Source organism: Reinekea thalattae (genome assembly GCF_008041945.1).
GTDB lineage: Bacteria > Pseudomonadota > Gammaproteobacteria > Pseudomonadales > Natronospirillaceae > Reinekea > Reinekea thalattae.
Map to the genome: position 1 here is coordinate 2,061,930 of NZ_VKAD01000001.1, position 24,736 is coordinate 2,086,665.

The following is a 24,736-nucleotide window of genomic DNA, read 5'->3' on the forward strand; positions in this document are numbered from 1 at the left end:
CGAACGATAACGGATCCGCTCTTGTAGGTGTCATCATGGGTTCCCAATCCGATTGGGCTACCATGAGTCATACATCTGAAACGCTTGAAAAACTCGGCATTGCTCACGAATGCAAGGTGGTCTCTGCGCATAGAACGCCGGATTTGTTGTTTGACTATGCTCAGTCAGCAGAACAGCGTGGCTTGCAGGTGATTATTGCAGGCGCTGGCGGTGCCGCGCACCTGCCTGGTATGTGTGCCGCAAAAACCCATTTACCGGTTTTGGGTGTGCCTGTTCAGAGCAGCATGTTAAGTGGTGTCGATTCGTTGCTAAGTATTGTCCAAATGCCTGCGGGCATTCCGACTGGCACGCTCGCGATTGGTAAGGCCGGCGCGATCAATGCCGCTTTAATGGCTGCCAGCATTCTGTCCTTATCTGAAGAGTCTATTGCTCAGGCGTTGAAAGCGTTTCGTGCTCAGCAAACAGAAACCGTACTTGCTAACCCAATTCCAGGAAATACCTTATGAAATTAGCTGTTGTCGGCGGCGGGCAATTAGGCCGTATGCTTGCTCAAGCTGCACTTCCTTTGGGTATAAAAACACAATTTTTAGACCCATCAGAACAATCCTGTGCTCAGGATGCAGGCGCGTTAATTTGTGACGCTTACGATTCTGCAGAAGGCATTGAAAAATTATTGCAGGGCAGTGATGTTGTTACCTTCGAATTTGAAAATGTGCCGCCTTCAACGGTCGCCACGTTAGCGCAGTCGAAGCCTGCGTTTCCGCCAGCCAGTGCATTATCGACGGCGCGTGACCGTTGGATAGAAAAGTCTTTGTTTCAGCAGCTCACTATACCAACGCCGCGATGCGCAAAAATTGATAATCAGGCCGATCTTGATCAGGCCGTCATCGACCTCGGTTGTCCTGCTGTATTAAAAACCCGAACCTTGGGCTACGACGGTAAAGGGCAAAAGGTGTTACGCCAAGCCAGTGATGCTGACAACGCCTACGCAGAGCTTGGCTCGGTGCCGCTGATAATGGAAAGCTTTATTGATTTCGAGTACGAAGTCTCCTGTATCGGCGTACGTGATCAAGCAGGCCAATGTGTTTTTTACCCATTAATTCGCAATGAGCATCGCCAAGGCATTCTTTATCGTAGCCAACCTATTGCAGACCCAGTATTGCAGGCTCAAGCGGAAAGTATCGTTGAGTCGATGCTGGTTGAGTTGAATTATGTCGGTACCTTAGCGTTTGAGTTTTTTGTTAAAGATAATCAATTGATTGCCAATGAGATTGCTCCGCGAGTGCATAACTCCGGTCATTGGACAATTGAAGGTGCACAGTGCAGCCAATTTGAAAATCATGTTCGAGCGGTGGTGGGTTTGCCGTTGGGCAGCTGCGAGGTTCGCGGTGAGGTGGCAATGTACAATGTGATTGGCCGTCAACCGGATGTAAAAGCATTGTTGGCCATTGCGGGCGTACACTTACACGATTACGGTAAATCTGAACGAGCGGCAAGAAAAATTGCTCACATTACGGTAACGGCACAGGCTGCGCATCAACTTGAAGAACGCTGTCAGCAAGTTGAGGCGTTGTTGGTGAACGATTTAGGCTGAATGAATCCATTCAGCCATTAGCTTAAATACGGCGGTGGTTTATGGCCGTTGGCTTGGTTACTGTCGATTGAAAGACTTTGCAGTGGCTTGCTGACAAACTGCTCAGCAAGGTCGATCACTAACCGATCCAAAATATCGGCATAGGTTGAACCGAGTAATTGATGAGCAATCAAGTTGGCCTCGGTCATATCCCAAGGCAATAAGCTTTGGCGGTGATAAACACCGACGTAGTCATTGGCTTCTTCTAACATCCGCCAACTGAAATACAGCCGATCTAAAATACCAAATAGCCCGATATCATGGTGATCGATAGGTTGCTGTAAAAAGGTTTCCAATAATTCTTGTAACGTTTTAGCGCTACTTGGATCACTGCACTTAGCCAGCTCACAGAAAAACTGTTCGAGCATCGCTGGTAACTCAAATGCGTAGCGAGAGACTAAGCAGTCAATTTGTTTCGGCGTCATTGTTTTAGGAATATAAAAAACAACGGCATCGTCTTCTGCTTGGTCATCAGGGATTGATGGCTGATAAACCTCCGTTACCGTTAGGCAGCATTTGGCATTATCGTTGGTTAACGAATGTTGGACAAAGTCAGGCTTTGCCGCACTCGTGTTTTTTTGGTTATAGGAGCTATACATCTCATTAGCCTCGTTATGTTGTGACAGGCTGTTTTCATCTTATCTTCACTCAGACTGATGGCTGTTAAAGAATCGATCCGCCTTTTTCTGTCAGGCTAGTTGATGACAACGGCTAAACTAGGTGAGAAATGTAAAAGCAGGTCAACTTTTGTAAAAGGGTGACCGAGTGCTCGTTTAAAAAGGACAAAACAATGACTAACAGAGTTCAGTTCACGGTTATCGCAGCGGTATTAATCACAGTTATCGCCGCGTACATTGGCTTTTCGCATTACACTGGCTTTGATCGTCAGCTTAAAGATAATCATGTACTGCGTTTCCCATCGCCGCGTTTGCTGCCTGAAGTCTCATTAACGCGTCACGATGGCGAGCCGTTCAGTATTGAACAGTTCAAAGGGCGATGGAATCTTATTAACTTCGGCTATACCTTTTGTCCAGATATTTGCCCGACTAACATGGCTGATATGCGTCTGGCTTACACTGAGTTGGCCGAGGCGGGTTTTACCGATCAGCTTAACTTTTGGATGGTAACTGTTGATCCAGCACGAGATACCGAACAGCAGCTTGCCTTGTATGTGCCCTATTTCCATGCCGACTTTGTTGGTCTGACGGGTTCATCTGATGAGATTAGTCAATTGGCAAGTGCATTAGATGCGGTTTACTACATCGAGGGTGAAGGCGAAGGTTACACCGTCGCTCATAGTGATAACTACGCTATTATTAATCCGGCAGGTGAGTATGTGGCGTTGATCCGTCCTCCACATCGTGCACAAAATATAGTTGCTGCATTGAAGGTGTTAATGCAGCCATAAAAATAAAAAGGGGTTGCTGTGAAAACGCTTTATCCTAGTTTGCGTCCGTATCGTAGCGAGATGTTGGCCGTCGGTGACGGTCATGAGCTCTATTTGGAATGCAGCGGCTCACCCAGTGGTATTCCGGTGTTGGTCATTCATGGTGGCCCCGGCGCGGGAAGCTCAGATCAACTGCGGCGATTTTTTAATCCAGAACATTATCACATCATTCTCTTTGATCAGCGTGGCGCAGGGCGCTCGATCCCGCATGCGAATACTCACTGTAATACTACGGCGCATACTCTTGCTGATATCGAGCGTATTCGTGAGCATCTCATGATTGATCAATGGCTGCTGTTTGGTGGCAGTTTTGGTGCGACATTGGCGCTTTTATACGCGCAACAGCGACCGGATCGAGTCAGTGGCCTCATTGTGCGTGGTGTTTTTCTCGCCCGCCAACAAGATTTAGATTGGCTTTATTTATCTGGCGCTAATCGGTTTTTCGCCGAAGAGTGGCAGCATTTTTCTGCCGAAGTGTCAGGTAAAACCGGTGATGATTTGGTCGCAGCCTACTATGAACGGCTACATAGCGATAACGAATTAGCCGTGATTTCAGCGGCAAAAGCTTGGACTCGATGGGAGGTCGCAAACAGCACATTGCGCGCCAACCAGGCAAACACCAGTGCGTTTTTAAAAACCCATACGGCGTTGGCTTTAGCAAAAATCTCTAGCCACTTTTTTAAACATAAAAGTTTTATTGAAGAAAATCAGATACTGAACAATGCCGAATGCCTTAAGGGCATTCCGGGTTATATCGTTCACGGTCGTTACGATATGATCTGCCCACCGGAGCAAGCACAGCTATTAAGTCAGCATTGGCCAGATGCACAATTGCATCTGGTTCGCGAGGGTGGTCACTCGGCATTTGACGAAGCGATCATTGATGCGCTGATTCGCAGCACGTCAAGAATGGCAAAACAGCTTGGGCGGCCAGAAAGCCAAGCATAACCGTACGGACTTTATGAAAGCGTTAATACAACGAGTGAAACAAGCCTCAGTTGAGGTAGAGGGGTTATCGATTGCCTCGATTCAGGCAGGCATGCTGGTGTTAGTCGGTATCGATGCGCACGATACAGAAGCTAACGTGATTGCATTGGCAGAGCGATTATTAAAATATCGTCTGTTTGCTGATGAGCAGGGCAAGATGAATCTGAATATTCAGCAGTCAGCAGGAGAGATTTTATTAGTATCGCAATTCACCCTGTCGGCGCAAACAGATAAAGGTTTGCGTCCAGGGTTTTCCAGTGCTGCCAGTCCAGATCAGGGTAAGCTGTTATTTGATCGAGTCGTTGAGCATATAACAGGCTTGTACCCTAATACTCAGACCGGACAATTTGGTGCCGATATGCAGGTGTTTTTGCAGAACGATGGGCCAGTAACCTTCTTATTAGAAAATTAGCGCTGCACAACAAAAATAATCAGTTTGATAAACAGCACCATCAATGCACTAAAGGTGACTAACCAAATAATAAAGATCAGGTTTTGCCATGCGTTACGGATGCGAGCTAAGAAGCCTGTAGCCTGTTCAACATTATGATGAATCTGTTTAAGTAAGGCATAAGTGATCAGCCAAAAAGCGCAGCCAGCAAAAGAAAGCAGCCAGTAAACAGGTTCCAGATCTGGCCATAGAATCGGCAATAGAAAGGTCAGCAAGGCTTGAATGACACTCAGGCCGACGAAGACCGAATGATAAGGTGCGATGGGTTTGAGCTGTTTAAACAGCGTCTGTTTTAATTTCACAACCGAAACCTAATTGCTTTTGTTAGCGGTATTCGCCGCTTAAAGTGAAAAAGCCACCCTGCTGTAAGCATCGGTGGCTTTATGTTGATAGTGCGCCTAGTTATTCAGCGCTGATCGCATCTAGAGTGATTTCTACACGACGGTTTTCGGCTCGACCGGCTGCATTATCGTTGCTGGCAATTGGGTACAGTTCGCCATAACCAACTGCCGCAATACGTTCGATAACCACACCTTCACGTAACAAAAAGTTAGCAACCGATGTCGCTCGTTGCTCTGATAACAGCTGGTTATAAGCGCTGCCGCCAGTGCTGTCGGTATGACCAGAAATGGTGATCAAGGTATCGTCATATTCTTCTAGGACTTTGGCCAGTGAAGTCAGCGTGTCAGTAAAGGACGATTGAACAGTCGCGCTGCCCACTTCAAAGGTAATGTTACCAGGCATGATTAGCTCGATTTGACCTTCTTCGGTACGCTCTACCTGAATACCGCTACCAATCAGTTCTTTACGCAGAATGGCTTCCTGTCGGTCCATGTAATAACCGATACCACCGCCAGCAACACCGCCAATACCGGCGCCGATTAACGCCTGTTTTGCACGATCCTCTTTAGAGGCCGTAGAGGCACCAATAACAGCACCAATAATACTGCCGGCAATCGCGCCTTTAGAGGAGTTACTGACTTGGCTTTCACCGGTATAGGCATCGAAGGTAAGACAGCCCGACAGCAGTGAGCTGAAGATTGCTAACGGCAGGGTAAGTTTGATCCAATATTTCATTACAAATAACTCCTTTATTAGGGCATTCAAAATGCCATGTTGTCCGCCAATAAATTTAATGTACCGCTGACAATAAAATAAACAATAGCCCTATTGTCAGTTTTTGAAACGATGGTTGACTAATTCGAGCGGCATAAGGCTCGACTGCTTAGCCTCTTCCATTACGATGTGGCTTTTGGACTCTCGAACATGTGGTAACGCCAGCAGTAATTCGCCTAAATACTTACGATAATTTTTAAGGTCACTCATTCTAAGTTTTAATAAATAGTCTGATTGGCCTGAAATTAAATGACACTCCTGAACATAGCTGAATTTTTCGGCCGCAGTTTTGAATTCTTGGAAAGTCTCTGGTGATTGCACGGTGAGTGTAATTTCTAAAAACACCAATAGCTCAAGTCCAAGAGCATCGGCATTAATGTCGGCGTGGTAGCCTAAGATATAGCCGGAAGCTTCTAATCGCTTCACTCGTTCCATACAGGGCGTGGTCGATAAACCGACGATCTGAGCCAACTCAACATAAGAAAGGCGAGCGTTTTTTTGCAGTGCCTTGAGTATTTTAAAGTCAATTCTGTCCAGCTGACGTTGTTTACCAGAATCCTTTTGCACAGCTACCTCATGAATCTCTGCATCGATGACTCGGCTTGAGCAATAGCGCTTAGCCGTTTGGCTAAGCAACATATCACGCTATTTTGGGCGTTTCGAATGGTTTTCATTGCAATTTGTGCGTTGCTGTTTCGATTCTATATAAATCAGATATTTAGCGATGAACATGACTTGCAATTGTGTGGTCTTTTTTCAATGATGGCGCGTCGCGAAAGGTGCATAACTGTTAGGAACTACATGTCAGCTATAGAATCAAAAATTGCCAACGAATTAAAAGTATCCGTCTCTCAGGTAGCCGCCGCGGTGGCATTGTTAGATGAGGGCGCAACAGTACCCTTTATTTCTCGGTATCGAAAAGAAGTAACCGGCGGTATGGACGATACCCAACTGCGCCAAATGGAAGAGCGTTTACGCTATTTACGCGATATGGAAGATCGCAGATCGAGCATTTTGGCCAGTATCGAAGAGCAAGGGAAGTTGACCCCAGAGTTAACACAAAAAATATCAGCAGCAGAAACTAAAACCGAATTAGAAGACCTTTACTTACCCTATAAGAAGAAGCGTCGCACTAAAGGTCAAATTGCCATTGATGCGGGATTATTGCCATTAGCAGAAGCCTTATTGGCGGACCCAACATTAAATCCAGAACAAGAAGCGCAGGCTTATATTAATTCAGACGCCGGCGTTGACGATGTTAAAGCCGCTCTTGATGGCGCGCGTTATATCTTAATGGAACGTTTTGCTGAAGACGCTGACTTATTAGCTAAGCTGCGCGACTTTATGTGGCAGAACGGCGAAATGCAGTCGCGTGTTATCGAAGGTGAACAGGCTAAAGGTGAAAAGTTTCAAGATTACTTCGAGCATGATGAAGCGATCAAAAAGGTGCCAAGCCACCGTGCGTTAGCAATGTTTCGTGGTCGTAACGAAGGTGTATTATCGCTTTCACTCGTGATCCCTAATGAGGATGCGCGCGCAGGCGGCACCGGCACGATAATGGTTGCTGAGCATTTTGCGATTGAAGATCAGCAGCGAGCAGCCGACGCCTGGTTGAAGGATGTTTGTCGTTGGACATGGCGAATTAAGTTATTAACGCATATCGAAACGGATTTGTTCTCTCGAGTAAGAGAGCAGGCCGAACAGGCGGCGATTGATGTCTTCGCCAAAAATCTAAAAGATTTGCTATTGGCCGCACCAGCCGGTGCCAAAGCAACGATCGGTCTCGATCCGGGCTTGCGAACCGGTGTTAAAGTCGCGGTTGTCGATGCCACTGGCAAGATTAAAGATCACGGCGCTATTTTCCCAACGCCGCCGCAAAATAAAATTGCTGAAGCCGAAAAAGTTTTGCTTGGCCTATGTGAAAAGTACGACATCGAACTGATCGCTATCGGTAATGGTACCGCCAGCCGAGAGACTGAGCGTTTTGTAAAAGACTTCTTAAAGAAAAACTCACACATTAAAGCTCAGCCAGTGATGGTGAATGAAGCAGGCGCATCGGTTTATTCAGCATCGGAATATGCCGCGAAAGAGTTTCCAGATTTAGACGTCACCATTCGAGGTGCCATTTCAATTGCGCACCGCTTGCAAGACCCGTTGGCGGAATTGGTCAAGATCGACCCGAAATCGATTGGTGTTGGCCAGTATCAGCACGATGTTTCCCAAGTTGCGCTAGCACGTCAGCTCGATGCGGTAGTAGAAGACTGTGTGAACAGCGTCGGTGTGGATCTCAATATGGCTTCTGCTCCCTTGTTGGCTCGGGTGTCTGGATTGAATCAGACCATTGCTAATAACATTGTCGCTTTTCGTGATGCCAACGGTGCTTATCAGTCGAGAAAGCAATTAAAAGAGGTGCCGAGATTAGGGCCTAAAGCCTTTGAACAGGCCGCTGGTTTCTTACGTATTATGGACGGCACCGATCCGTTGGACCGTTCAGGCGTGCACCCAGAAGCCTACAGTGTGGTGAATAAAATTGTTCAGACGCAAAATAAAAGCGTACAAGAGGTGATTGGCGACACTCGCTTTTTAAAGGCATTAAATGCGGCTGACTATACCGACGACACTTTCGGTTTGCCGACGGTAACCGACATTATTAAAGAGCTGGATAAGCCAGGCAGGGATCCGCGACCTGAATTTAAAACTGCTCAGTTCCAAGATGGTGTAGAAACACTAAAAGATTTACGCGAAAACATGACACTCGAAGGCGTGGTGACAAACGTCACGCACTTTGGTGCCTTTGTTGATATTGGTGTGCATCAAGATGGTTTGGTGCACATTTCTGCACTTAGCCACACCTTTGTTGATGACCCTTCTAAGGTTGTTAAGGCCGGTGATATCGTTAAGGTCAAGGTTATGGATGTTGATGTGCAGCGTAAGCGCATTGCATTATCGATGCGTTTGGATGACGATGCCAGTGAGCATGAATCTGCAGGCGAACGTAACACCCAGTCGAAACGAACGTCGCCAAAACAGGTCAAAGCGAAATCCAAACCGGCACCGTCGAACACATTAGATGCGTTGTTTGATCAGGCGCTAAAGAAACAAAAAAATAGCTAATCAACGTGCGCGCAGTCATAACCGGCTGCGTGCCTTTGATTTAAAGCGATCTAACCCCATACTGAAAGTCACCTAATTGCGAGGGCAGTTCCTTGGCAGCAATCTCCCGTTTCACTCTATTTAAGCAATTACGTGCAAGCGCATTTGAATTCCAACGTGGTATCGAACGAGAAACGTTGCGCGTCAGGCCTAATGGTCAGCTCAGTCAAACAGCACATCCAGAATCACTTGGTTCGGCGCTAACACATTCATCGATCACTACCGATTATTCAGAAAGCCTGCTTGAATTTATAACCGGAGTGCATACCGATAAGAATGCATTATTTGCCGAGTTAGATGAGTTGCATCGCTTTGCCGCTTCTCAGCTTGACGGTGAACGCCTGTGGCCAAGCAGTATGCCCGCGGTATTGCCGCAGCAAGAAGACATCCCAATCGCACAGTATGGCGATAGCCACATTGGTCGGCTTAAAACCATTTACCGGCACGGCTTATGGCATCGTTATGGGCGTAAAATGCAGACCATTGCCGGCCTACATTATAATTGGTCGCTAAACGACAGCTTTTGGCGTCAGTGGGCGTTATTAAATGGTAAGACAGGCGATTTAACCGACTTTAAAACCAACGAATACTTTGGCTTGATTCGCAGCTTCCGTCGTCATAGTTGGTTGTTGTTGTATCTGTTTGGTGCTTCGCCGGCGGCTGATGAAAGCTTTACCGATGCGCCAACGCCAACATTGAGCGCTTTAAACCAGCAGACCTTATACGCTCCCTATGCGACCAGCTTGCGAATGAGTGATATTGGTTACTCTAATAAAGCACAGGCTGATCTATTCGTTTGTTTTAATTCATTAGAGAGTTATGCCAGTACCTTGATGGATGCTATTCAGCAACCTTATCCCGCTTATGAGGCTATTGGTGTCAAGAAGGGCGATCAGTATCAACAACTGAGCACATCAATACTGCAAATCGAAAACGAATATTACAGCGACATTCGACCTAAGCGAGTCGCTTATTCGGGTGAAAAACCGATTCACGCCTTACGTAAACGAGGCGTTGAATACATCGAAGTACGCTGCCTGGATGTGAATCCCTATTCACCGGTAGGGATCGATGCATCGGATGTTGATTTTATCGATCTGTTTTTGCTTTGGTGTGTAGTGCAAGATCACCCAGAGATATCGGTTGCCGAATGCCTACAGTTAATGACTAATAATCAGCAGGTTGCCATTAAAGGGCGTGATCCAGAATTGAAGATTGTTGTGAATGAACAGTCTCATGGGCTGACGTCATTGGGCACGCAGCTGCTAGAGTCGATGCAGTTGGTTGCTGCACAAATAGATTCGTTAACCGGAACCGATACTTATCAGCAGGCTTGTGCTGCACAGCTTGAAAAAATACAAAACCCCGATCAGTTACCTTCACAACAGGTCTTGGCAGACGTTAAAGCACAAGGCTCGTTCCTTAATTTTTCCAGTGCGCAAGCTGAGCAATTGCAGGTACATTATCAAGCGCCGTTATCATCAGAGCGGTTTGATTTCCGAGTCGAAGAAAGTAAGCGTAGTTGGCGTCGACAGCAGGATATTGAGAATTCTGATCAAGGTCCGTTTGATCAGTTCTTAGCCGAGTATCTCAGGCAGGAATAGCCTGATAGAAAGCTGAATAAATAGGCTTAGGGTTGGATAATAAAGCTGGTGAGAAGAACTCGGTCAATCATTGGGTTGCCGGTTTCTTTTCGCAGTAGGTTTTGAATTGCCTTGGTCATTAGCATCAAAAATTCATCACGAGCTTCTGAAGAGCGTAAAGTTGCCTCGTCTTGTTCGGCAAACATCATGATAACGGTATGGCGAATAGCGTCTCGATGTTTATCAACTATGGGAACATTTACTTTATCTCTGACTCGTAACGTGACCTGAGTTTGAATAAACCGGACTCGTCGAGCGTCACCAAAGTTAACCGTCAATACAGGGCGCACCTCATAATAGGCGGTTTCAGCGCTAGAAAAGCTCGCAGTAAAGGCAATGACAATGCACAGCAGCAGTTTAGTGATTGTGATCGATTTCAAATTCATAACAAAAAATCCAGCGACGGTAGCGTCAGTTCCAGTTAGGGCCTCAAATATAGCAGGCTCGAATAGCCTTTGCCTATTTCCAGTTGCTAAACTGAGTATCAAGCCGCGTAGCGTTGTTTAATTGACCGAATAAGAGAAAACCGATGGTCAATAAACAGATCGGCTAGATTAGGTTCTTTTATACCTGCTTGTGGCTCAGAAAAACAGAGAATATAGTGGGTTTGTATCCAGCCTAATAAATAACAGGCCGACGCCTTTTAAAAAGCCAATAGGTCATACATATGCTTGAGAACTGCAAAACTGCCTTAGAACGTTGGGGTGGCACTCACGAAATTATTGATCGCTGGTTAGGTGATCGCAAACAGACGTTGATTCATTTCTTTCAGATCCAAGATGCAGAAGGTGAAGAGGCCGTGTGTCGCTCGATCGAAGAGTTTAATCGACTATTGGTGGATTATATCTCCAGCGGTCATTTTGAAGTCTACGAGCAACTGTTTCGCGAAGCGACAGAATTTGACGACGACGGTGGTATCGCATTAGCGAAAGAGCTGTATCCGCTAATTGAAGAAACCACTCAGTTTATGCTCGACTTTAATGATAAGTATGCAGCCCACTCGATGATTCAAGCCAATATTGCCTCGTTAAAAGGTGACTTATCTGCCTTAGGTGAAAAGATGACGGAGCGATTTGCTTACGAAGATCGTTTGATCGAACAGCTGCATAATGCACACGAGAGCAAACTGCTGTAATCGTTATTATTTTTTAAACACCCAAAAATGATACTAAAGGCTAGTCATAATGCTGGCTAGCCCTCTCTTTATCTCTGTTATAGAGTGCTACACTCAGATAACTTATCGAGTCAGAGTGGCACCATGATTCCAAACAATCTCCTTGTCCTACTTCTTATTCTATTTTTAGCCGGTTGCGCTAAAACACCCAGTGATGAACTGCAGATCGGCATTGATGGCTTGTATGCGGCCGAAATTCAGAACGATGGCTCTTCTTTAGTGGCTGGTTCTTTTAAGCACGGCGGCTCCTATTGGGACTTACGTAAAAAATCGCGCGAATACAGCTGGAACCACAAAGACGGCTATATAACCGACATTCTCTACACCGATATTTCTGACGATGGACGCTTTGCCTTAACGGCGAACTATTACAACGTAGTGATATGGCATACCGAAACTGGCGAAGCGATTTCGTTTTGGGAAGCACCAGGAAGAATTGAGTCAGCCGATCTTTCTCAGGATGGCCAATACATCATGCTGGGTTTGAATAACAGCACAGCAGTGATATTCCATTCCCAATTGGGTGCCATGATTGCTGAGTTTCAACATGGCGGCCCGGTTGGCTCAGTTGCCATTAATGTCAGCGGAGGTTTTGCCGCTACAGGTTCTGAAGACGGTACGGCAAAGTTGTGGAGCTTGGAGGACTTTTCGCTAGTTAAAGAGTTTCCTCACGATAACCAGGTATCGATGGTGAAATTTAGCGATACCGGTCGTCAGCTATTAATTGTCCCAGCTAATGAAGAAGCAGAATTGTGGACGACTCAAAGTCTGCGTTTGCGATCAACAATCTCGTTAGGTAACTATCGGATTTATAGTGCTCAGTTTGTTGGTGAAAATAGATTGATCGTTGGGACGACGCATCGAAATATATTTGAGTTTGATGCATCCAATGGTGCTAAGTTGGAAACCTATCAAATAGGTACTAAAGGCAGTCAGTCATTTAAAAGCGCGATAGTATTGGATGTTGCGAAACAAGACGATAGACTGCTAGCCGTGAGTTCAAGTGGATACCTTTACATCTTTTAAGCCGAGTCTTCATTAGGGTAGGCAACAGACAGGTAGATAACATGACAAATAATGAAGAAACGATTCAGCCAAGCGAGAAGAGCGAATCGCAAGCTCGGGTTATCACACCACCAAAACCCAAGCGCATATTGGTTGCTAATGCCAAAGGCGGCAGTGGTAAGACAACTGTAGCGACAAATCTTTCAAGTTTATTTGCGAGTCGAGATGAGCATTGCGCGCTCATCGACTTCGATCCTCAGGGATCAGCGACGCAATGGCTTCAGTTGCGACCATCAGAGCGACATCGCATACACGGTGTATCCGCCTATAAAAAAACCGCTGCTCAAATGACCCGCACCTGGTATCTCAGAAATTTACCACCAGAGACGACAAAAGTTGTTATCGATACGCCAGCAGGTTTGACTGGCATGCTGCTGAATGATTTGGTGCGTGAAAGTGACTTCGTCATTATCCCTGTGACACCATCGCCGATTGATATTCGCTCGACAACCAACTTCATTAAAGATTTGTTTTTGACGCCGGCACAGCGAACAAAACCGAAAAAAATCGCGGTGATTGCTAATCGAGTTCGCAGAAATACATTGGTTTATTCTAAATTGGAACTGTTTCTCAAAAGTTTGAAGATTCCGTTTGTATGCTCGTTCCGAGATACACAGTTTTATATCCGTGCATCAGAATACGGTTTAGGTATTCACGATCTAAAAAATCGTGAAGAAAAAGACATGATGGACTGGGTAAAGTTAATCGAATGGATCGATAAACATAAAAACTAAAAATTATTATTAAATACTTGAAATTTTTTGAGTGTCATCGATAGTACAGCGGTGTTAAACTTTTTCGTGAAAACTAATACATGAGGACTGGGGTCATGGCCGTCGCAAAGAAAACTACTGCAAAAAAAGCTACAGCAAAAAAGACAGGTGCAACTACTGCACGTAAAACAACTGCTGCTAAGAAAGCGCCAGCAAAAAAAGCCAGCGCTTCTGCTGTTGCAAAATTAAAGACTGAACTTCTTAAGCAAGAAGTTGCGCTTGCAAAAGCACAGCAAAAAGAAGTAACCGATTCAGAAAAATTAGTTGCTTCATTGTCAAAGAAAGTAGCGACAGCTACGACCAAGGCAAAAAAAGCCACTGAGCGTAAACAAAAAGCCGCAGCTCGTGTTCGCACTTCTAAAACAGCTGTAGCCGCTCAATCGCTAGAAACTGCAGTGAAAGCTTTGACAGTAGCAAAAGACGAGTTAGCGGGTTTAAAAGCTGAGCTAGCCACTGCTAAGTCAACTTTAGCGAGCGCTAAGTTTGAACTTAAACTGGCAGAAAAAGTTAACAAAGGTTTAGAGCGTCTTCGTAAAGAAGAAGATAAAGAGCGTGAAGTTCGCGCTAAAGAAGAAGCTAAGAAATTAGCAATAGCAGAAAAGAAAGCAGCAGCTGAAGCCGCTAAAAAAGAAAAAGCTGAAGCTAAAAAGGCAGCCGCCGCCGCCAAAAAAGCCGCAGCTAAGCCAGCCGCTAAGAAGCCCGCAGCCAAAAAAACGGCAGCGAAAAAGCCAGCCGCTAAAAAAGCAGCGACTAAAAAGCCAGCAGCAAAGAAAGCGGTAGCTAAAAAGCCTGTCGCCAAAAAAGCCGCAGCTAAGCCAGCCGCTAAGAAGCCAGTAGCCAAAAAAACGGCAGCGAAAAAGCCAGCCGCTAAAAAAGCAACTGCTAAGCCAGCAGCTAAAAAGCCGGTTGCAAAACCAGCAGCGAAAAAGCCAGTCGTTAAAAAAGAAGCCGCTAAGCCAGCAACCAGCAGCACACCTGCTGTCGCACCAGTTAAAAAGCCAGAGCCAGCAACAACAGTAGCACCTAAGCCTGTTGTACCTGCTAAGCCAGAGCCTGCTAAAGTTGAGACAAAGCCTGAAGTAAAGCCGGGCTTTACAGCACCAGCACCTAAGCCTGCAGTGCCGTCAACGCCAGTGACTTCAGCGCCATCAAGCACGACGTCATCAACACCAGCTAGCAAGCCTGAAACTGAAGGCCGTAGCCTGTTTAATCCTAAATCTGACGCCTAATAGTTTTAATCTAAAGGTGTTTACAAAAAGGAGCTCCGGCTCCTTTTTTTATTGAAGTTAAATCGATGATTAAGTTATCTAACGTATCTATTCAACTGGGCGGTAAGCCGCTACTTGAAAACGCTTCCGCGACTTTTAATCCAGGTGAGCGCATTGCGGTTATTGGTCCGAACGGCAGTGGTAAGTCGACATTATTTAAAGTAATGCAGGGTGAGCTGGCGTTAGATGCTGGCGATTACGATGTACCTAAACATTGGCGTCTGTCACATATGGCGCAAGAGGTCGAGGCTGTCGATAGACCCGCGTTGGAGTTTGTTTTAGACGGCGATAGCGAACTGCGTCGGCTAGAGCAGCTGTTAAAGCACGCAGAACAATCCGGTAATGATGATGATATCGCAGAAGCGTTAGGGCAGCTGGATAACTACCAAGCCTTTAACAAGCGCCATCAAGCTGAACAGCTGCTGGCGGGGTTAGGGTTCTCGGTTGAGCAATACAACAATACCGTAGGGCAGTTTTCTGGCGGCTGGCGTGTTCGACTGAACTTAGCTCGTGCGCTGATGTGCCCAGCAGATTTACTGCTCTTGGATGAACCGACCAACCACTTAGATCTACATACCTGCTATTGGCTAGAAGGTTGGCTTCGACAGTTTGAAGGCACTCTGTTGTTTATTTCTCATGACCGTGACTTTATGGATGGTGTCGCTACTCAGGTGGTGAGTTTTGATAATAAACAGCTGACGCTATACCGTGGTAATTACAGCCAGTTTGAGCGACAGCGCGGTGAGCGCTTTGCTCAGCAGCAGGCCGCTTTTGACAATCAGCAGCGCCAGCGTGAACATCTTGAGTCCTTTGTTCGTCGTTTTAAAGCCAAAGCCACCAAAGCAAAGCAAGCGCAAAGTCGGGTTAAAATGTTAGAGAAGCTAACGCTTGAAGCACCGATGATTATGAGCCACGGCTACGACCTTTCCATCGATACCGGTGGTCGAGTATCGGACCCGGTGATCAGCTTGCACGATGTGAGTTTGGGTTACGAAGATAAAACCATTCTATCGGGCTTAAACCTAAGCTTGCACCCAGGTACTCGGTTAGGTTTGCTAGGGGTTAATGGTGCTGGTAAATCGACCTTGATAAAAGCATTGTCAAAAGAGCTTAGGCCAAAGCAAGGCCATATTCATTTTGGGCAAAACATTGCAGTCGGCTATTTTGCGCAACATCAACTAGAATCTTTAGATGATGATGCCAGTCCGTTTTTGCATATCCGCCGTATTGATAACGAAGCGCGTGATCAGGATATTAAAAACTTTATTGGCCGTTTTGGTTTTTCAGGTGAGCGCGCTAGTGAGCCGGTTGTTAATTTTTCGGGTGGAGAAAAGGCGCGTGTTGCACTAGCGATGATTGCTTGGCAAAAGCCAAACCTTTTGCTGCTGGATGAGCCAACCAACCACCTAGATTTAGATATGCGTGAATCATTGAACCTAGCGCTGCAGCAATATGAAGGCGCAGTGATTTTGGTGTCGCACGATCGTTATCTGTTAAACACCACTGCCGATGAATTTTGGTGGGTACGAGATGGCGGCGTTGAACCTTACCATGGCGATCTTGCGGATTACTTCCAGTTGCTGCTTAAAGCGCCAACGCAAACCAGCTCGACAAGCCGTGAGCAGAGTGATGATTCAGCTGTCGATAAAAAAGCACAAAGGCAAGCCAGAGCGGCACAAAGGGAACGTTTAAAGCCATTGCAAAAGCAGTTAAAAGCAACCGAGCAGAAGGTTGAAAAGCTACAACAGCAGCGTGAGCGAATTGAAATAGCGTTAGCGGACCCAACTATATACGAGGCAGACAACAAAGCGTTATTGCAACAAAGCTTGCTTGAGCAGGGTGAAGTTAAAACCGCACTGGAGCAGAGTGAAGCTCAATGGATGGAATTACTTGAAGAGCTTGAGGCGTTGCAGGCGGGCGACCAGTAGCTGCAGTACATCATAGAAGCCTAAACAAAGCGCAATATTTCGTGCTTTAGGCTTGCGTTCAAGGTGAATTTAATCATTAATCGGACATAACCCCTAATTACAATGGTGACATAGGGCGCTATCAGAAAATCTGAATAGCAAGCCATGGCAGCAGCGGGCATTTAATCGCTCATGTGTAATGCTTGTTGGCCCTATTTGAGGAGAATGAAGTGAAAAGCGAAGAAAATACAAACCCAGTAAGCGAGCGCCTGTTTTCTGGTCGTAAGGTTTTAATCTGTGAAGAAATTAATCAGACGATGGCGAAAAAAGTGACGGCTCAATTGTTGGCATTAGCAGAAGAGTCGGATGACGACATTACTCTGTTTATTAACAGCCAAGGCGGCCATGTAGAAGCCGGAGATACTATTCATGACATCATTCGCTTTATTAAGCCGAAAGTAAAAGTCATCGGCACCGGCTATGTTGCTAGCGCAGGTACTCATATCTTTTTAGCGGCCGAAAAAGAAGATCGCTATTGTCTGCCAAACACTCGTTTTCTAATTCACCAGCCGTCTGGTGGTGTACAGGGTCAAGCCAGTGATATTGCCATCCAGGCGCAGCAAATTGTGCGTATGAAAGAACGTCTTGCGAACATTATTTCTAAACAAACCGGCCAGCCGGTTGAGCGTGTTCGTGAAGACATCGAGCGTGACAACTGGATGACGACGGACGTTGCCATAGAGTATGGCATTGTCAATAAAGTCATCGAAACTATCAGCGAGCTAAACTAGGCTAAACTGATCAAAAAAGAGCCGTAAATACTCTTTGTATTTACGGCTAGCCAGGTAAGCTTGCGTAACCCAGATAACTATAATTGAGGGAAATAAAATGAAGCTAGTCAGTGCTATTGTGAAACCATTTAAATTAGATGACGTCAGAGAGTCGTTATCCGAAGTTGGCATTCAGGGTATCACCGTTACCGAAGTAAAGGGTTTCGGTCGTCAAAAAGGCCACACTGAGCTGTACCGCGGCGCTGAATACATTGTCGATTTTTTGCCGAAAGTGAAGGTTGAAATTGCCGTTGAAGATGATCAGGTCGATACCGTCATTGAAGCGGTAACGAACGCAGCGGCTACCGGGAAAATCGGTGATGGCAAAATTTTTGTTTCACCTCTTGAGCAGGTTATTCGTATCCGTACGGGCGAAACAGGTCCTGAAGCGATCTAGTCAGCTGATTGTAGATGTTAATGTTATCTAATCGGTAAAAGAGCTAAATCGGTAAAAGGGTTGCATAAAGCAGCCCTTTTTTTGTGCCAACGATAAATCCGTTGCGTTTGCTAATACCTCACCACGACCTTTTGCTAATCGCTGCCTAAATAAGGCTAAGCCGATTTCTGTATACGTTTAAACATGCGCTGAGTCGCATACAAAAATAACCACTACAGCTTAGAATAACCGACTAAACTTATCTGACTGATACAGTCTATTTAGTGGCCTGCCTATGGTTAATTCAATGGGTGATCGATTACCCGTACCGCCTGCGTTGGTGTATTTGCTGCACCAATTGAAGGTAAACAACATACGTTATCATCTGTTTGGTGAGATTCCCGGTACAGAAATGGCTTATGTTGACCTAGATAGAGATTATGCCGCTAACCTCAAGCAGCAGGTCTTGCCAGATAATTGGTCAATGATAACGCCGCATTTTTTGGCTAACCGAGCCTTGGTGCAAGGTCAGCAAGACCCTATTCAACAAGGCGAAGAGCCAGAGTCTATCGTTATCGCCTATGGTGATCATCACGATAAAGAGATTGAGCATTTGCAGGGTATTTGTGAGCAAATTCGCTATCTGCGTGAGCAGGTTGCCTCACGGTTGGTTTACCACAAGGCTCATCCACCAGAGCCGATGGAAATCCATCAGCTGATTAAGCAGCTAAAAGGGTCCGATCTTAGTTAGAGAGCAATTGGATAGAGCTACCAGTGGATAGCACTGCGATAAAACCAGCAACAAAATATAATGAGCTATAGGTTACAACGACTCTTCAATTGCTTTGGCGCTCATTACCTTTGGCGTGTATTTATAGCTGCTAATATTTGCCCATGTCTCATTATGATGAGCGGATATAGTTTTAGCATCTAATACTCTTGTATCGAGAGTAGTGTGTGCATCGCTCACAACCGTGATAGAAAACCCACGAGACAAAGCGTGGCGTAGAGTGCTATCGACACAAAACTCGCTCTGCATACCACAAATAACCAATTCGCTAACGTCTAGGCTTGAGAGTTGAGCTGCTAAGTCAGTATCTTTGAACGCATCTGAAAAGCGTTTTTGTACGATTATGTCGTCCTCTTCTTTTATAAGGCCTTCAGCCAGTTGCCAGCCTTTAGATTGCTCTTTGAGAGGCCCGTCTTTTGCTTGATGCTGTACAAAAATAACAGGAAGCTGCTTTTTTCGAGCAACATTGGAAAGTGAGTTAATCGTGCTGATGACGTTTTCTGAATTAAAGGTTTTATATTCACCAGAACATAGAGCGTTTTGAACATCGATAATAATCAGTGCTTTTTGTGGCATGCTTAAAGTCCAAGGTTGGTTAGGGCTGATGGTTTATTCTTAAACTGGCTAAGAAAGCAAAATACTGTATTTAGGTAATAGCGCTTTAATATCTTCAGGGCCAAAAACCTGTTCTGCATGTATGCCGCATTCGCGTGCTGCCGTGACGTTTTTTAAGCCATCATCAAAAAATAGTATTTCATCGGGTTTGCATTGCAGCGCGTTAATCAACGCTTGGTAAATTTTAGTGTCAGGCTTCATGACACCAAAGCTCATGCTGGTAAAAGGGTTGTCGAGCAGCGGCAGAAAGCTGTTTCGTTGTTTTAGAATTTGCCAATGAAAGGCGTTGGTATTGCTTAGCAGGCTCAATTGGTAGTTCGGCTTAAGTTGTTTAAGTAGCTCTACCACGCCGGGAAAGTCATCTTGCAGGATATTGCGAAAGCAGCGCTCAAAGTCAGGTTTGCTGATGCTTAGGCTGTTTTCTGCAACCAGTTCAGCGTAGAAAGTATCGAAGTCTATTTTGCCTTCTTCAAAATCAGTCGCAGCTTTTGAATTTGCCCAGCGAGCGTGAATTTTATCAAAAGCTATATTCTCGCCTAAAATTTTAGACACCTGATTGTGCCAGTCGATGTTGACCAGCACGCCGCCCATGTCGAAGACCAGATGCTTTATTTCTGTTTGCAGCATTGAAGTCGCCCCGAATCACTTAAAGGCAGCACTATATACTTTGCTTAGTTAAATGTAGATGATCAGCGGCTCAGAAAAGTTTATGAGTTGTTGTTCGATGCTTAACGTTATTACGATGCTGTTTCCGTTATGGGCGATCTTAGGGTCATTAGTTGCGTATTTTCAGCCAGAGCTTCTTGTTGGCTATAAAGGCCAAATTGTCCCGTTATTGATGATTATTATGTTGGCGATGGGGCTTACCTTAAAATTGGAAGATTTCTGGGCCGTTGTTTCCAATAAAAAGGCGTTAATACTGGGTGTGATTTTGCAATTTACGGTTATGCCTATTGTTGCATTAATCATTAGTATCGTGCTGCAAATGGATAAGGCTGTAACGATTGGAATGGTCTTGGTGGGTAGTGTTGCTGGTGGAACGGCTTCGAATGTTATTTGCTATTTGGCGCGCGGTAATGTGGCGCTTTCGATCAGTATGACGGCTACTTCTACGCTCGTAGGTGTTGTCATGACTCCGTTATTGATTGATCTTTTGCTGGGTGTTTCTGTCGACGTTCCGGCGTTAAGTATGATTGTGAGCTTGGCCAAGATTGTTCTATTACCTGTTTCAGCTGGCATCATGCTGAATTATTTCTTTGCCCGATACGTAGTGCGATTAGCCGATGTGTTTCCTTTTATTTCTATGGTCGCCATTGTTGCGGCCATCTCAATTATTGTAGCGATTAATCAAGCGCAGATAGCGACAGTCGGAATGGTGGTTTTCATCGGAGTTGTTTTGCATAACGCAATTGGCTGCTCAGTTGGGTATGGCGTCACTCGATTATTAGGCTTTGATCGGACCGTTTGTAAAACCATTGCTATTGAGGTTGGCATGCAAAATTCTGGCTTAGCAACTGCTTTAGCACTGAAATTCTTTACGCCCTTGTCGGCATTGCCTGCCGCGATATTTTCAATTTGGCACAACATAGCAGGTTCCATATTCGCTCTGGTCGCGGTATGGGCGGAGAAAGAATCAAAGTCGTGAACTGGTGGTGCAGAATTTGTTATGAGACTAACCACATCGCTGACTTATCTGTTTGGCGATAGTGAGTGACGAGTGGTTAGTCTAAAGCGATAGAACTAGCCTTGGTTTAAAATAGTATTTTTAATATCTTCGTCTTTTCGGTTCAGGTAATGAGTTGACTGAATTTTACGAATGGTTCGGCATTTGCCTCTAATCAACAGCGTTTCGGTAGTGGCAAGTTCGCCTTTACGTTTAACGCCTTCCAATAAGTCGCCTTTGGTAATGCCCGTGGCCGAGAATATCACGTTGTCCGAACTGGCCATTTCATGTAATTGATAAATACGGCCCGGTGAAACACCCATCTGTTCGCAACGAGTTGCTTCTAGTTGGCTTAAGCGAATGCTTTCTTCGTCTTCACCTTTGGCGTCTTTGCGTAACATAAGGCGACCTTGCATGTCGCCGCCTAGGGCACGAATAACCGCAGCTGAGACAACGCCCTCTGGCGCGCCGCCAACACAGTACATCATATTGACATCGCTCTCCGGCATGCAGGTCAGGATGCTGGCAGCAACATCACCGTCGGGTAGCGCGAAAACGCGTACACCCATTGCCTGCATTTCTTTAATGGCATCATCGTGGCGCGGTTTGGCTAATGTCACCACGACCAGTTCAGAAAGCTCTTTGCCTAATGCTTTGGCTACTGCGGTAACGTTGTCTTGCAGCGGTTTGTCTAAATCGATGACGCCACGTGCTTGTGGCCCGACAACCAGTTTTTCCATGTACATATCTGGTGCTTTAAGAAAAGAGCCCTTTTCACCGACAGCCATAACAGCAACTGCATTGGCTTGGCCCATGGCTGTCATGCGCGTGCCTTCAATAGGGTCAACGGCTATGTCGCAAGCATCGCCGACACCGGTGCCGACTTTTTCGCCGATATAGAGCATGGGAGCTTCGTCTATTTCGCCTTCACCAATGACGATCTCGCCGTCGAACTCGACTTTATTTAGCATCGCACGCATCACCTCAACGGCAGCCGCATCGGCTTTGTTTTTGTCGCCACGTCCTAACCAGCTATAGCCAGCTAAGGCGGCAGCTTCAGTGACACGGGAAAAATTAAACGCCAGATCGCGATGCATAGGGGAGCTCTCCAAAAAGTTTGCCATATTCTACCTGTTTTTATTGTTAAACGGCAGGTTCCCAGCCGTTAGGCGAAGCTAAGGTGCTGCCTTTAGTATGCGGCCGCTTTACTTGAAAGGTTAAAGGAATAACAGTTTTCATTTACCTAACAGAGCGTTTATCAGTATGATTTAGCGGCTTGGTCAGGCGTAAGTGGGTGACTAACGAAACGAGCATACTATTCGACTCTGTCTAGTAGATTAGATAGTTATTCGATCAGGAAATAGCGTGCTTTTTATAATAATAAATCAATGACGCCTATTCACAGTTCCATGCAACGCTTTTTAGCCGTCTGCTTTAATAAAACAGTGAGTGATCGGTGGCGCTATGTTTTTAATACAACCATGTTTTTAACAGTAATCATTGAACTTTATCGTCGACGCCATTGGCTAGCTAGCTTTTGCTGGATAGCAGTGCTCGTGAGTAGTGGTTTTGTTCAGGCTAGGGCAGAAGGCTTATTGGTTGAAGAGCATTCGACCGAAACGTCGCTTACTCAAGATTCTTTGCCATTAACTACTCAGCCATTGGTGCTCGCATCAACATCCGAGCCTTATTCGGTAGTATCGCGAACCACATCCAGTGGTTATTTTGCTGTCCAGCCAGAAGATTTTTTCAGCCTTAGTCAGCAAACTGAAATGCCGCAAGTGCCGAATTTATCGGACGATCAATTTGAATTATTTCCCGATTATCGCAGTAACCCTGTACAGGCGATTGCTCTGCGTGTCGACAACCAGACCAGCACTAAAGATTGGGTGTTACACGTCAGCAATTTTGGTCCTGATCAATATGTCGTTTGGTTGAAAACCGGGCAGGAGATTGAACGCCTCACTGTTGAGGCGGGTCATCAACCACTTGGAAATGCCTTAGGCCGTGCGATATCGCTGAGCCTGCCTGCGGGCGAGCAGACTGAAATCGTTTTACAGCAGTACGCGACTCATAAGGGCTGGATACCCTATGTTGGTCTGATGACCGCGGAACATTACAGTCAATGGTCTGCTCGAGTGGATTTTATTTATCAGGCTGCCGTCGGAGTTATTTTGGGGCTGTCGGTCGCCGGCCTATTGTGTTGGCTGTTGTTAAGGGAGCCGACCTTTTTTTGGGCTTCGATATCGGCACTTTGTGTCAGTCTTTATTACTTAGAACATGGCTACCTGTTTGAGCACTTTTATGGCGTTAAACATCAACGTGGCGATTCCTTTTGGTGGATTATCTCGCTCTCTAGTGCGTCTTTACTGGCATTTGCTGGCAGCTTTATTCAATTGGGTAAAGGCTGCAAAGCGCTAAAAATAAGTTTTTACAGCCTGGGCATTATTGCCATGCTGCTGCCGTTTATTGCGCCCTACGTAAGTTTTTTTACCAAGGCGGCACTGTATGCATTGGTTACCAATGCATTGATGCTGGCTATTTTGATCTCGGCGCTGATAAAGATTCGTAGCAGCGGTCGCTACTACTTAATGTATCTATTGGGTTGGCTACCGCTATGTTTCACCATTGGCCAATCGGCGTGGTTCTTTTTTGCAGACTGGTCGGAGGTCTCTCAGCTCGATGTCTCCTATAAGCTGATTTGGGAATTCTATCTGCATGTATTACATGTACTCATACACATCATTGCGTTAGTGGATCGGGTTCGCAGAATGAGAATAGAAAAAGCAGAAGCGGTGAGGCTGAGTAACGCAAAATCCCTTTATATGGCGCACAGCAGTCATGATTTACACCAGCCTATTTATTGCATGAATCTCTATGCCGATGCATTGCGGCCGTTTTTAAAGCAGCCGCAAGCGCTTGAGATCTTGGATAAATTGCAGACGTCTCAGAGTGCAATGAGCCGTTCGTTGCAGCAGATTATGGATTTAAATCGGCTAGAGGCTGGTGTGATCCAACCGCAGATCCAAGCCGTTGCGCTGCAATCTCTATTTAATGAGGTGCAGGGTGAGCTGGCAATTTTAGCGCAAGAAAAAGGCTTAAAGCTGCGCTTTTGTGCGACAACTCGATGGGTTCAGACCGATCCAGACTTGCTCTTGCGCATGGTAAAAAATCTGGTATCTAATGCGATTCGTTATACCGAGAAAGGCGGAGTGTTGGTTGGCTGCCGACATCGAGCAGGAGCAATCGAGCTGCAGGTGATCGACACTGGGCAAGGTATGTCGGACGACGCCATCTCACAAGTGTTCGATATTTATCAGCGAGTCAGCTCGGGTGAGCAAGATGGCGCGGGCATTGGCTTGTCGATCGTTAAGCATCTGGCTGAGCTACTGAATCATCCTATCCAAGTATCGTCACGCTTAGGTCAAGGCAGCTGTTTTAGTCTTCGCTTACCGCTTACGGAAAAACCGGTTAATTGTCAGCCATTAGCGAAACCTGAAACTATTGCTTTAGTTTGCCCTGAAGCAGGTCAGCGTTATTTGACCGATTACTTTATGGCTCAAGGCTTTGGTGTTGAAAGTTTTGCGTCTGTTTCAGCGGCTGTTGCGGCGGCCGTCGATAATCAAATCGCTATGCTGGTCTGTCATGCATCCTTATTGGCAGAACCAGAGCTGGAATTAATCTCCCAAGCAGCGTCGTTGAAAAACTGTACCTTGGTTGCAATAGACGCAGACTCACTGCCGAGTCATTGGTTGCAATTGCGCAGCGCGATGAACCTGATTCAATTAAGAGCGCTATTGAATTTCCATCAACGAAAAGCGAATCATTAGCTGATGTTTAGGTTG

At 45.8% G+C, this 24,736-nt stretch carries 25 protein-coding genes; 17 read left to right on the forward strand and 8 right to left on the reverse strand.

Going from position 1 to position 24,736, the window contains the following annotated elements:
- Window positions 1–35 precede the first annotated feature (35 nt).
- Together purE and FME95_RS09425 are read left to right on the forward strand one after the other, a co-directional pair.
- Window positions 36–506, forward strand: coding sequence for a 5-(carboxyamino)imidazole ribonucleotide mutase (gene purE / locus FME95_RS09420; protein WP_147714133.1), 471 nt, complete (start codon window positions 36–38; stop codon window positions 504–506).
- On the forward strand, window positions 503–1,594 hold the full coding sequence (locus FME95_RS09425; protein WP_147714134.1) for a 5-(carboxyamino)imidazole ribonucleotide synthase: 1,092 nt from the start codon (window positions 503–505) through the stop codon (window positions 1,592–1,594). The genes purE and FME95_RS09425 overlap by 4 nt, the downstream gene beginning before the upstream one ends.
- Before the next feature lie 17 nt (window positions 1,595–1,611).
- Here FME95_RS09425 and FME95_RS09430 read toward each other — a convergent pair whose 3' ends face one another.
- Entirely contained in the window at window positions 1,612–2,232 is a 621-nt protein-coding gene (locus FME95_RS09430; protein ID WP_147714135.1) for a hypothetical protein, read from the reverse strand.
- Window positions 2,233–2,423: 191 nt separating this feature from the next.
- Here FME95_RS09430 and FME95_RS09435 point away from each other — a divergent pair, with 191 nt between their 5' ends.
- From FME95_RS09435 to dtd, 3 genes are read left to right on the forward strand one after another with little or no spacing between them, the layout of a single operon-like run.
- Complete coding sequence (locus tag FME95_RS09435; RefSeq protein WP_147714136.1) at window positions 2,424–3,041, forward strand: SCO family protein; 618 nt, start codon at window positions 2,424–2,426, stop codon at window positions 3,039–3,041.
- Window positions 3,042–3,059: 18 nt separating this feature from the next.
- Window positions 3,060–4,028 (forward strand): prolyl aminopeptidase, encoded by a 969-nt coding sequence (gene pip / locus FME95_RS09440; RefSeq protein ID WP_147714137.1) that lies wholly within the window; start codon window positions 3,060–3,062, stop codon window positions 4,026–4,028.
- 13 nt (window positions 4,029–4,041) lie between these two features.
- The gene (gene dtd, locus FME95_RS09445) at window positions 4,042–4,479 is read left to right on the forward strand and encodes a D-aminoacyl-tRNA deacylase (RefSeq protein ID WP_147714138.1); all 438 of its coding nucleotides are present in this window, start codon (window positions 4,042–4,044) and stop codon (window positions 4,477–4,479) included.
- Here the strand turns inward: dtd and FME95_RS09450 are convergent.
- The 3 genes from FME95_RS09450 to FME95_RS09460 form a co-directional block, all read right to left on the reverse strand.
- A complete protein-coding gene (locus FME95_RS09450; RefSeq protein ID WP_147714139.1) occupies window positions 4,476–4,820 on the reverse strand; it encodes a hypothetical protein in 345 nt (114 codons plus the stop codon). The genes dtd and FME95_RS09450 overlap by 4 nt on opposite strands.
- A gap of 100 nt (window positions 4,821–4,920) precedes the next feature.
- On the reverse strand, window positions 4,921–5,595 hold the full coding sequence (locus FME95_RS09455; RefSeq protein ID WP_187265489.1) for a YiaD family glycine zipper/OmpA-like lipoprotein: 675 nt from the start codon (window positions 5,593–5,595) through the stop codon (window positions 4,921–4,923).
- Between the two features lie 96 nt (window positions 5,596–5,691).
- On the reverse strand, window positions 5,692–6,273 hold the full coding sequence (locus FME95_RS09460) for a winged helix-turn-helix transcriptional regulator (RefSeq protein ID WP_147714140.1): 582 nt from the start codon (window positions 6,271–6,273) through the stop codon (window positions 5,692–5,694).
- Between the two features lie 162 nt (window positions 6,274–6,435).
- Between FME95_RS09460 and FME95_RS09465 the strand changes: the two genes are divergently transcribed.
- Both FME95_RS09465 and gshA read left to right on the forward strand, forming a co-directional pair.
- Window positions 6,436–8,748 carry a Tex family protein gene (locus FME95_RS09465; protein WP_147714141.1) on the forward strand — a complete coding sequence of 771 codons (2,313 nt, stop codon included), beginning with the start codon at window positions 6,436–6,438 and terminating at the stop codon, window positions 8,746–8,748.
- 92 nt (window positions 8,749–8,840) lie between these two features.
- Window positions 8,841–10,391 carry a glutamate--cysteine ligase gene (gene gshA / locus FME95_RS09470; protein WP_147714142.1) on the forward strand — a complete coding sequence of 517 codons (1,551 nt, stop codon included), beginning with the start codon at window positions 8,841–8,843 and terminating at the stop codon, window positions 10,389–10,391.
- 26 nt (window positions 10,392–10,417) lie between these two features.
- Here the strand turns inward: gshA and FME95_RS09475 are convergent, their stop codons facing one another.
- Window positions 10,418–10,816 (reverse strand): flagellar basal body-associated FliL family protein, encoded by a 399-nt coding sequence (locus FME95_RS09475; protein WP_147714143.1) that lies wholly within the window; start codon window positions 10,814–10,816, stop codon window positions 10,418–10,420.
- A 281-nt stretch (window positions 10,817–11,097) separates the two neighbouring features.
- On the opposite strand from FME95_RS09475, the gene rsd reads away from it, so the two are divergent.
- From rsd to FME95_RS09515, 8 genes are all read left to right on the forward strand, one after another.
- Window positions 11,098–11,565 (forward strand): sigma D regulator, encoded by a 468-nt coding sequence (gene rsd / locus FME95_RS09480; RefSeq protein WP_147714144.1) that lies wholly within the window; start codon window positions 11,098–11,100, stop codon window positions 11,563–11,565.
- A gap of 123 nt (window positions 11,566–11,688) precedes the next feature.
- A complete protein-coding gene (locus FME95_RS09485; RefSeq protein WP_147714145.1) occupies window positions 11,689–12,630 on the forward strand; it encodes a WD40 repeat domain-containing protein in 942 nt (313 codons plus the stop codon).
- A gap of 41 nt (window positions 12,631–12,671) precedes the next feature.
- The gene (locus FME95_RS09490) at window positions 12,672–13,403 is read left to right on the forward strand and encodes a ParA family protein (RefSeq protein ID WP_147714146.1); all 732 of its coding nucleotides are present in this window, start codon (window positions 12,672–12,674) and stop codon (window positions 13,401–13,403) included.
- 95 nt (window positions 13,404–13,498) lie between these two features.
- On the forward strand, window positions 13,499–14,671 hold the full coding sequence (locus tag FME95_RS09495) for a histone H1-like repetitive region-containing protein (RefSeq protein WP_147714147.1): 1,173 nt from the start codon (window positions 13,499–13,501) through the stop codon (window positions 14,669–14,671).
- 65 nt (window positions 14,672–14,736) lie between these two features.
- Window positions 14,737–16,638: an ABC-F family ATP-binding cassette domain-containing protein gene (locus FME95_RS09500; RefSeq protein WP_147714148.1), complete on the forward strand. Its 1,902-nt coding sequence runs from the start codon at window positions 14,737–14,739 to the stop codon at window positions 16,636–16,638.
- 209 nt (window positions 16,639–16,847) lie between these two features.
- Entirely contained in the window at window positions 16,848–17,408 is a 561-nt protein-coding gene (locus tag FME95_RS09505; RefSeq protein ID WP_147714149.1) for an ATP-dependent Clp protease proteolytic subunit, read from the forward strand.
- A 97-nt stretch (window positions 17,409–17,505) separates the two neighbouring features.
- Window positions 17,506–17,844 carry a P-II family nitrogen regulator gene (gene glnK, locus FME95_RS09510; protein ID WP_147714150.1) on the forward strand — a complete coding sequence of 113 codons (339 nt, stop codon included), beginning with the start codon at window positions 17,506–17,508 and terminating at the stop codon, window positions 17,842–17,844.
- A 286-nt stretch (window positions 17,845–18,130) separates the two neighbouring features.
- Window positions 18,131–18,574 carry a hypothetical protein gene (locus FME95_RS09515; RefSeq protein WP_147714151.1) on the forward strand — a complete coding sequence of 148 codons (444 nt, stop codon included), beginning with the start codon at window positions 18,131–18,133 and terminating at the stop codon, window positions 18,572–18,574.
- 72 nt (window positions 18,575–18,646) lie between these two features.
- On the opposite strand, the gene FME95_RS09520 is transcribed toward FME95_RS09515, so the two are convergent.
- Window positions 18,647–19,189 carry a cysteine hydrolase family protein gene (locus FME95_RS09520; protein WP_147714152.1) on the reverse strand — a complete coding sequence of 181 codons (543 nt, stop codon included), beginning with the start codon at window positions 19,187–19,189 and terminating at the stop codon, window positions 18,647–18,649.
- A gap of 48 nt (window positions 19,190–19,237) precedes the next feature.
- Window positions 19,238–19,855, reverse strand: coding sequence for an HAD family hydrolase (locus FME95_RS09525; protein WP_147714153.1), 618 nt, complete (start codon window positions 19,853–19,855; stop codon window positions 19,238–19,240).
- A gap of 97 nt (window positions 19,856–19,952) precedes the next feature.
- On the opposite strand from FME95_RS09525, the gene FME95_RS09530 reads away from it, so the two are divergent.
- Entirely contained in the window at window positions 19,953–20,873 is a 921-nt protein-coding gene (locus FME95_RS09530; protein WP_147714154.1) for a bile acid:sodium symporter family protein, read from the forward strand.
- Between the two features lie 95 nt (window positions 20,874–20,968).
- Here FME95_RS09530 and glpX read toward each other — a convergent pair whose 3' ends face one another.
- Window positions 20,969–21,988, reverse strand: a complete 1,020-nt coding sequence (glpX, locus tag FME95_RS09535; protein ID WP_147714155.1) for a class II fructose-bisphosphatase — start codon at window positions 21,986–21,988, stop codon at window positions 20,969–20,971.
- 459 nt (window positions 21,989–22,447) lie between these two features.
- Between glpX and FME95_RS09540 the strand changes: the two genes are divergently transcribed.
- Window positions 22,448–24,721 carry a sensor histidine kinase gene (locus FME95_RS09540; protein ID WP_187265490.1) on the forward strand — a complete coding sequence of 758 codons (2,274 nt, stop codon included), beginning with the start codon at window positions 22,448–22,450 and terminating at the stop codon, window positions 24,719–24,721.
- Window positions 24,722–24,736: the final 15 nt, after the last annotated feature.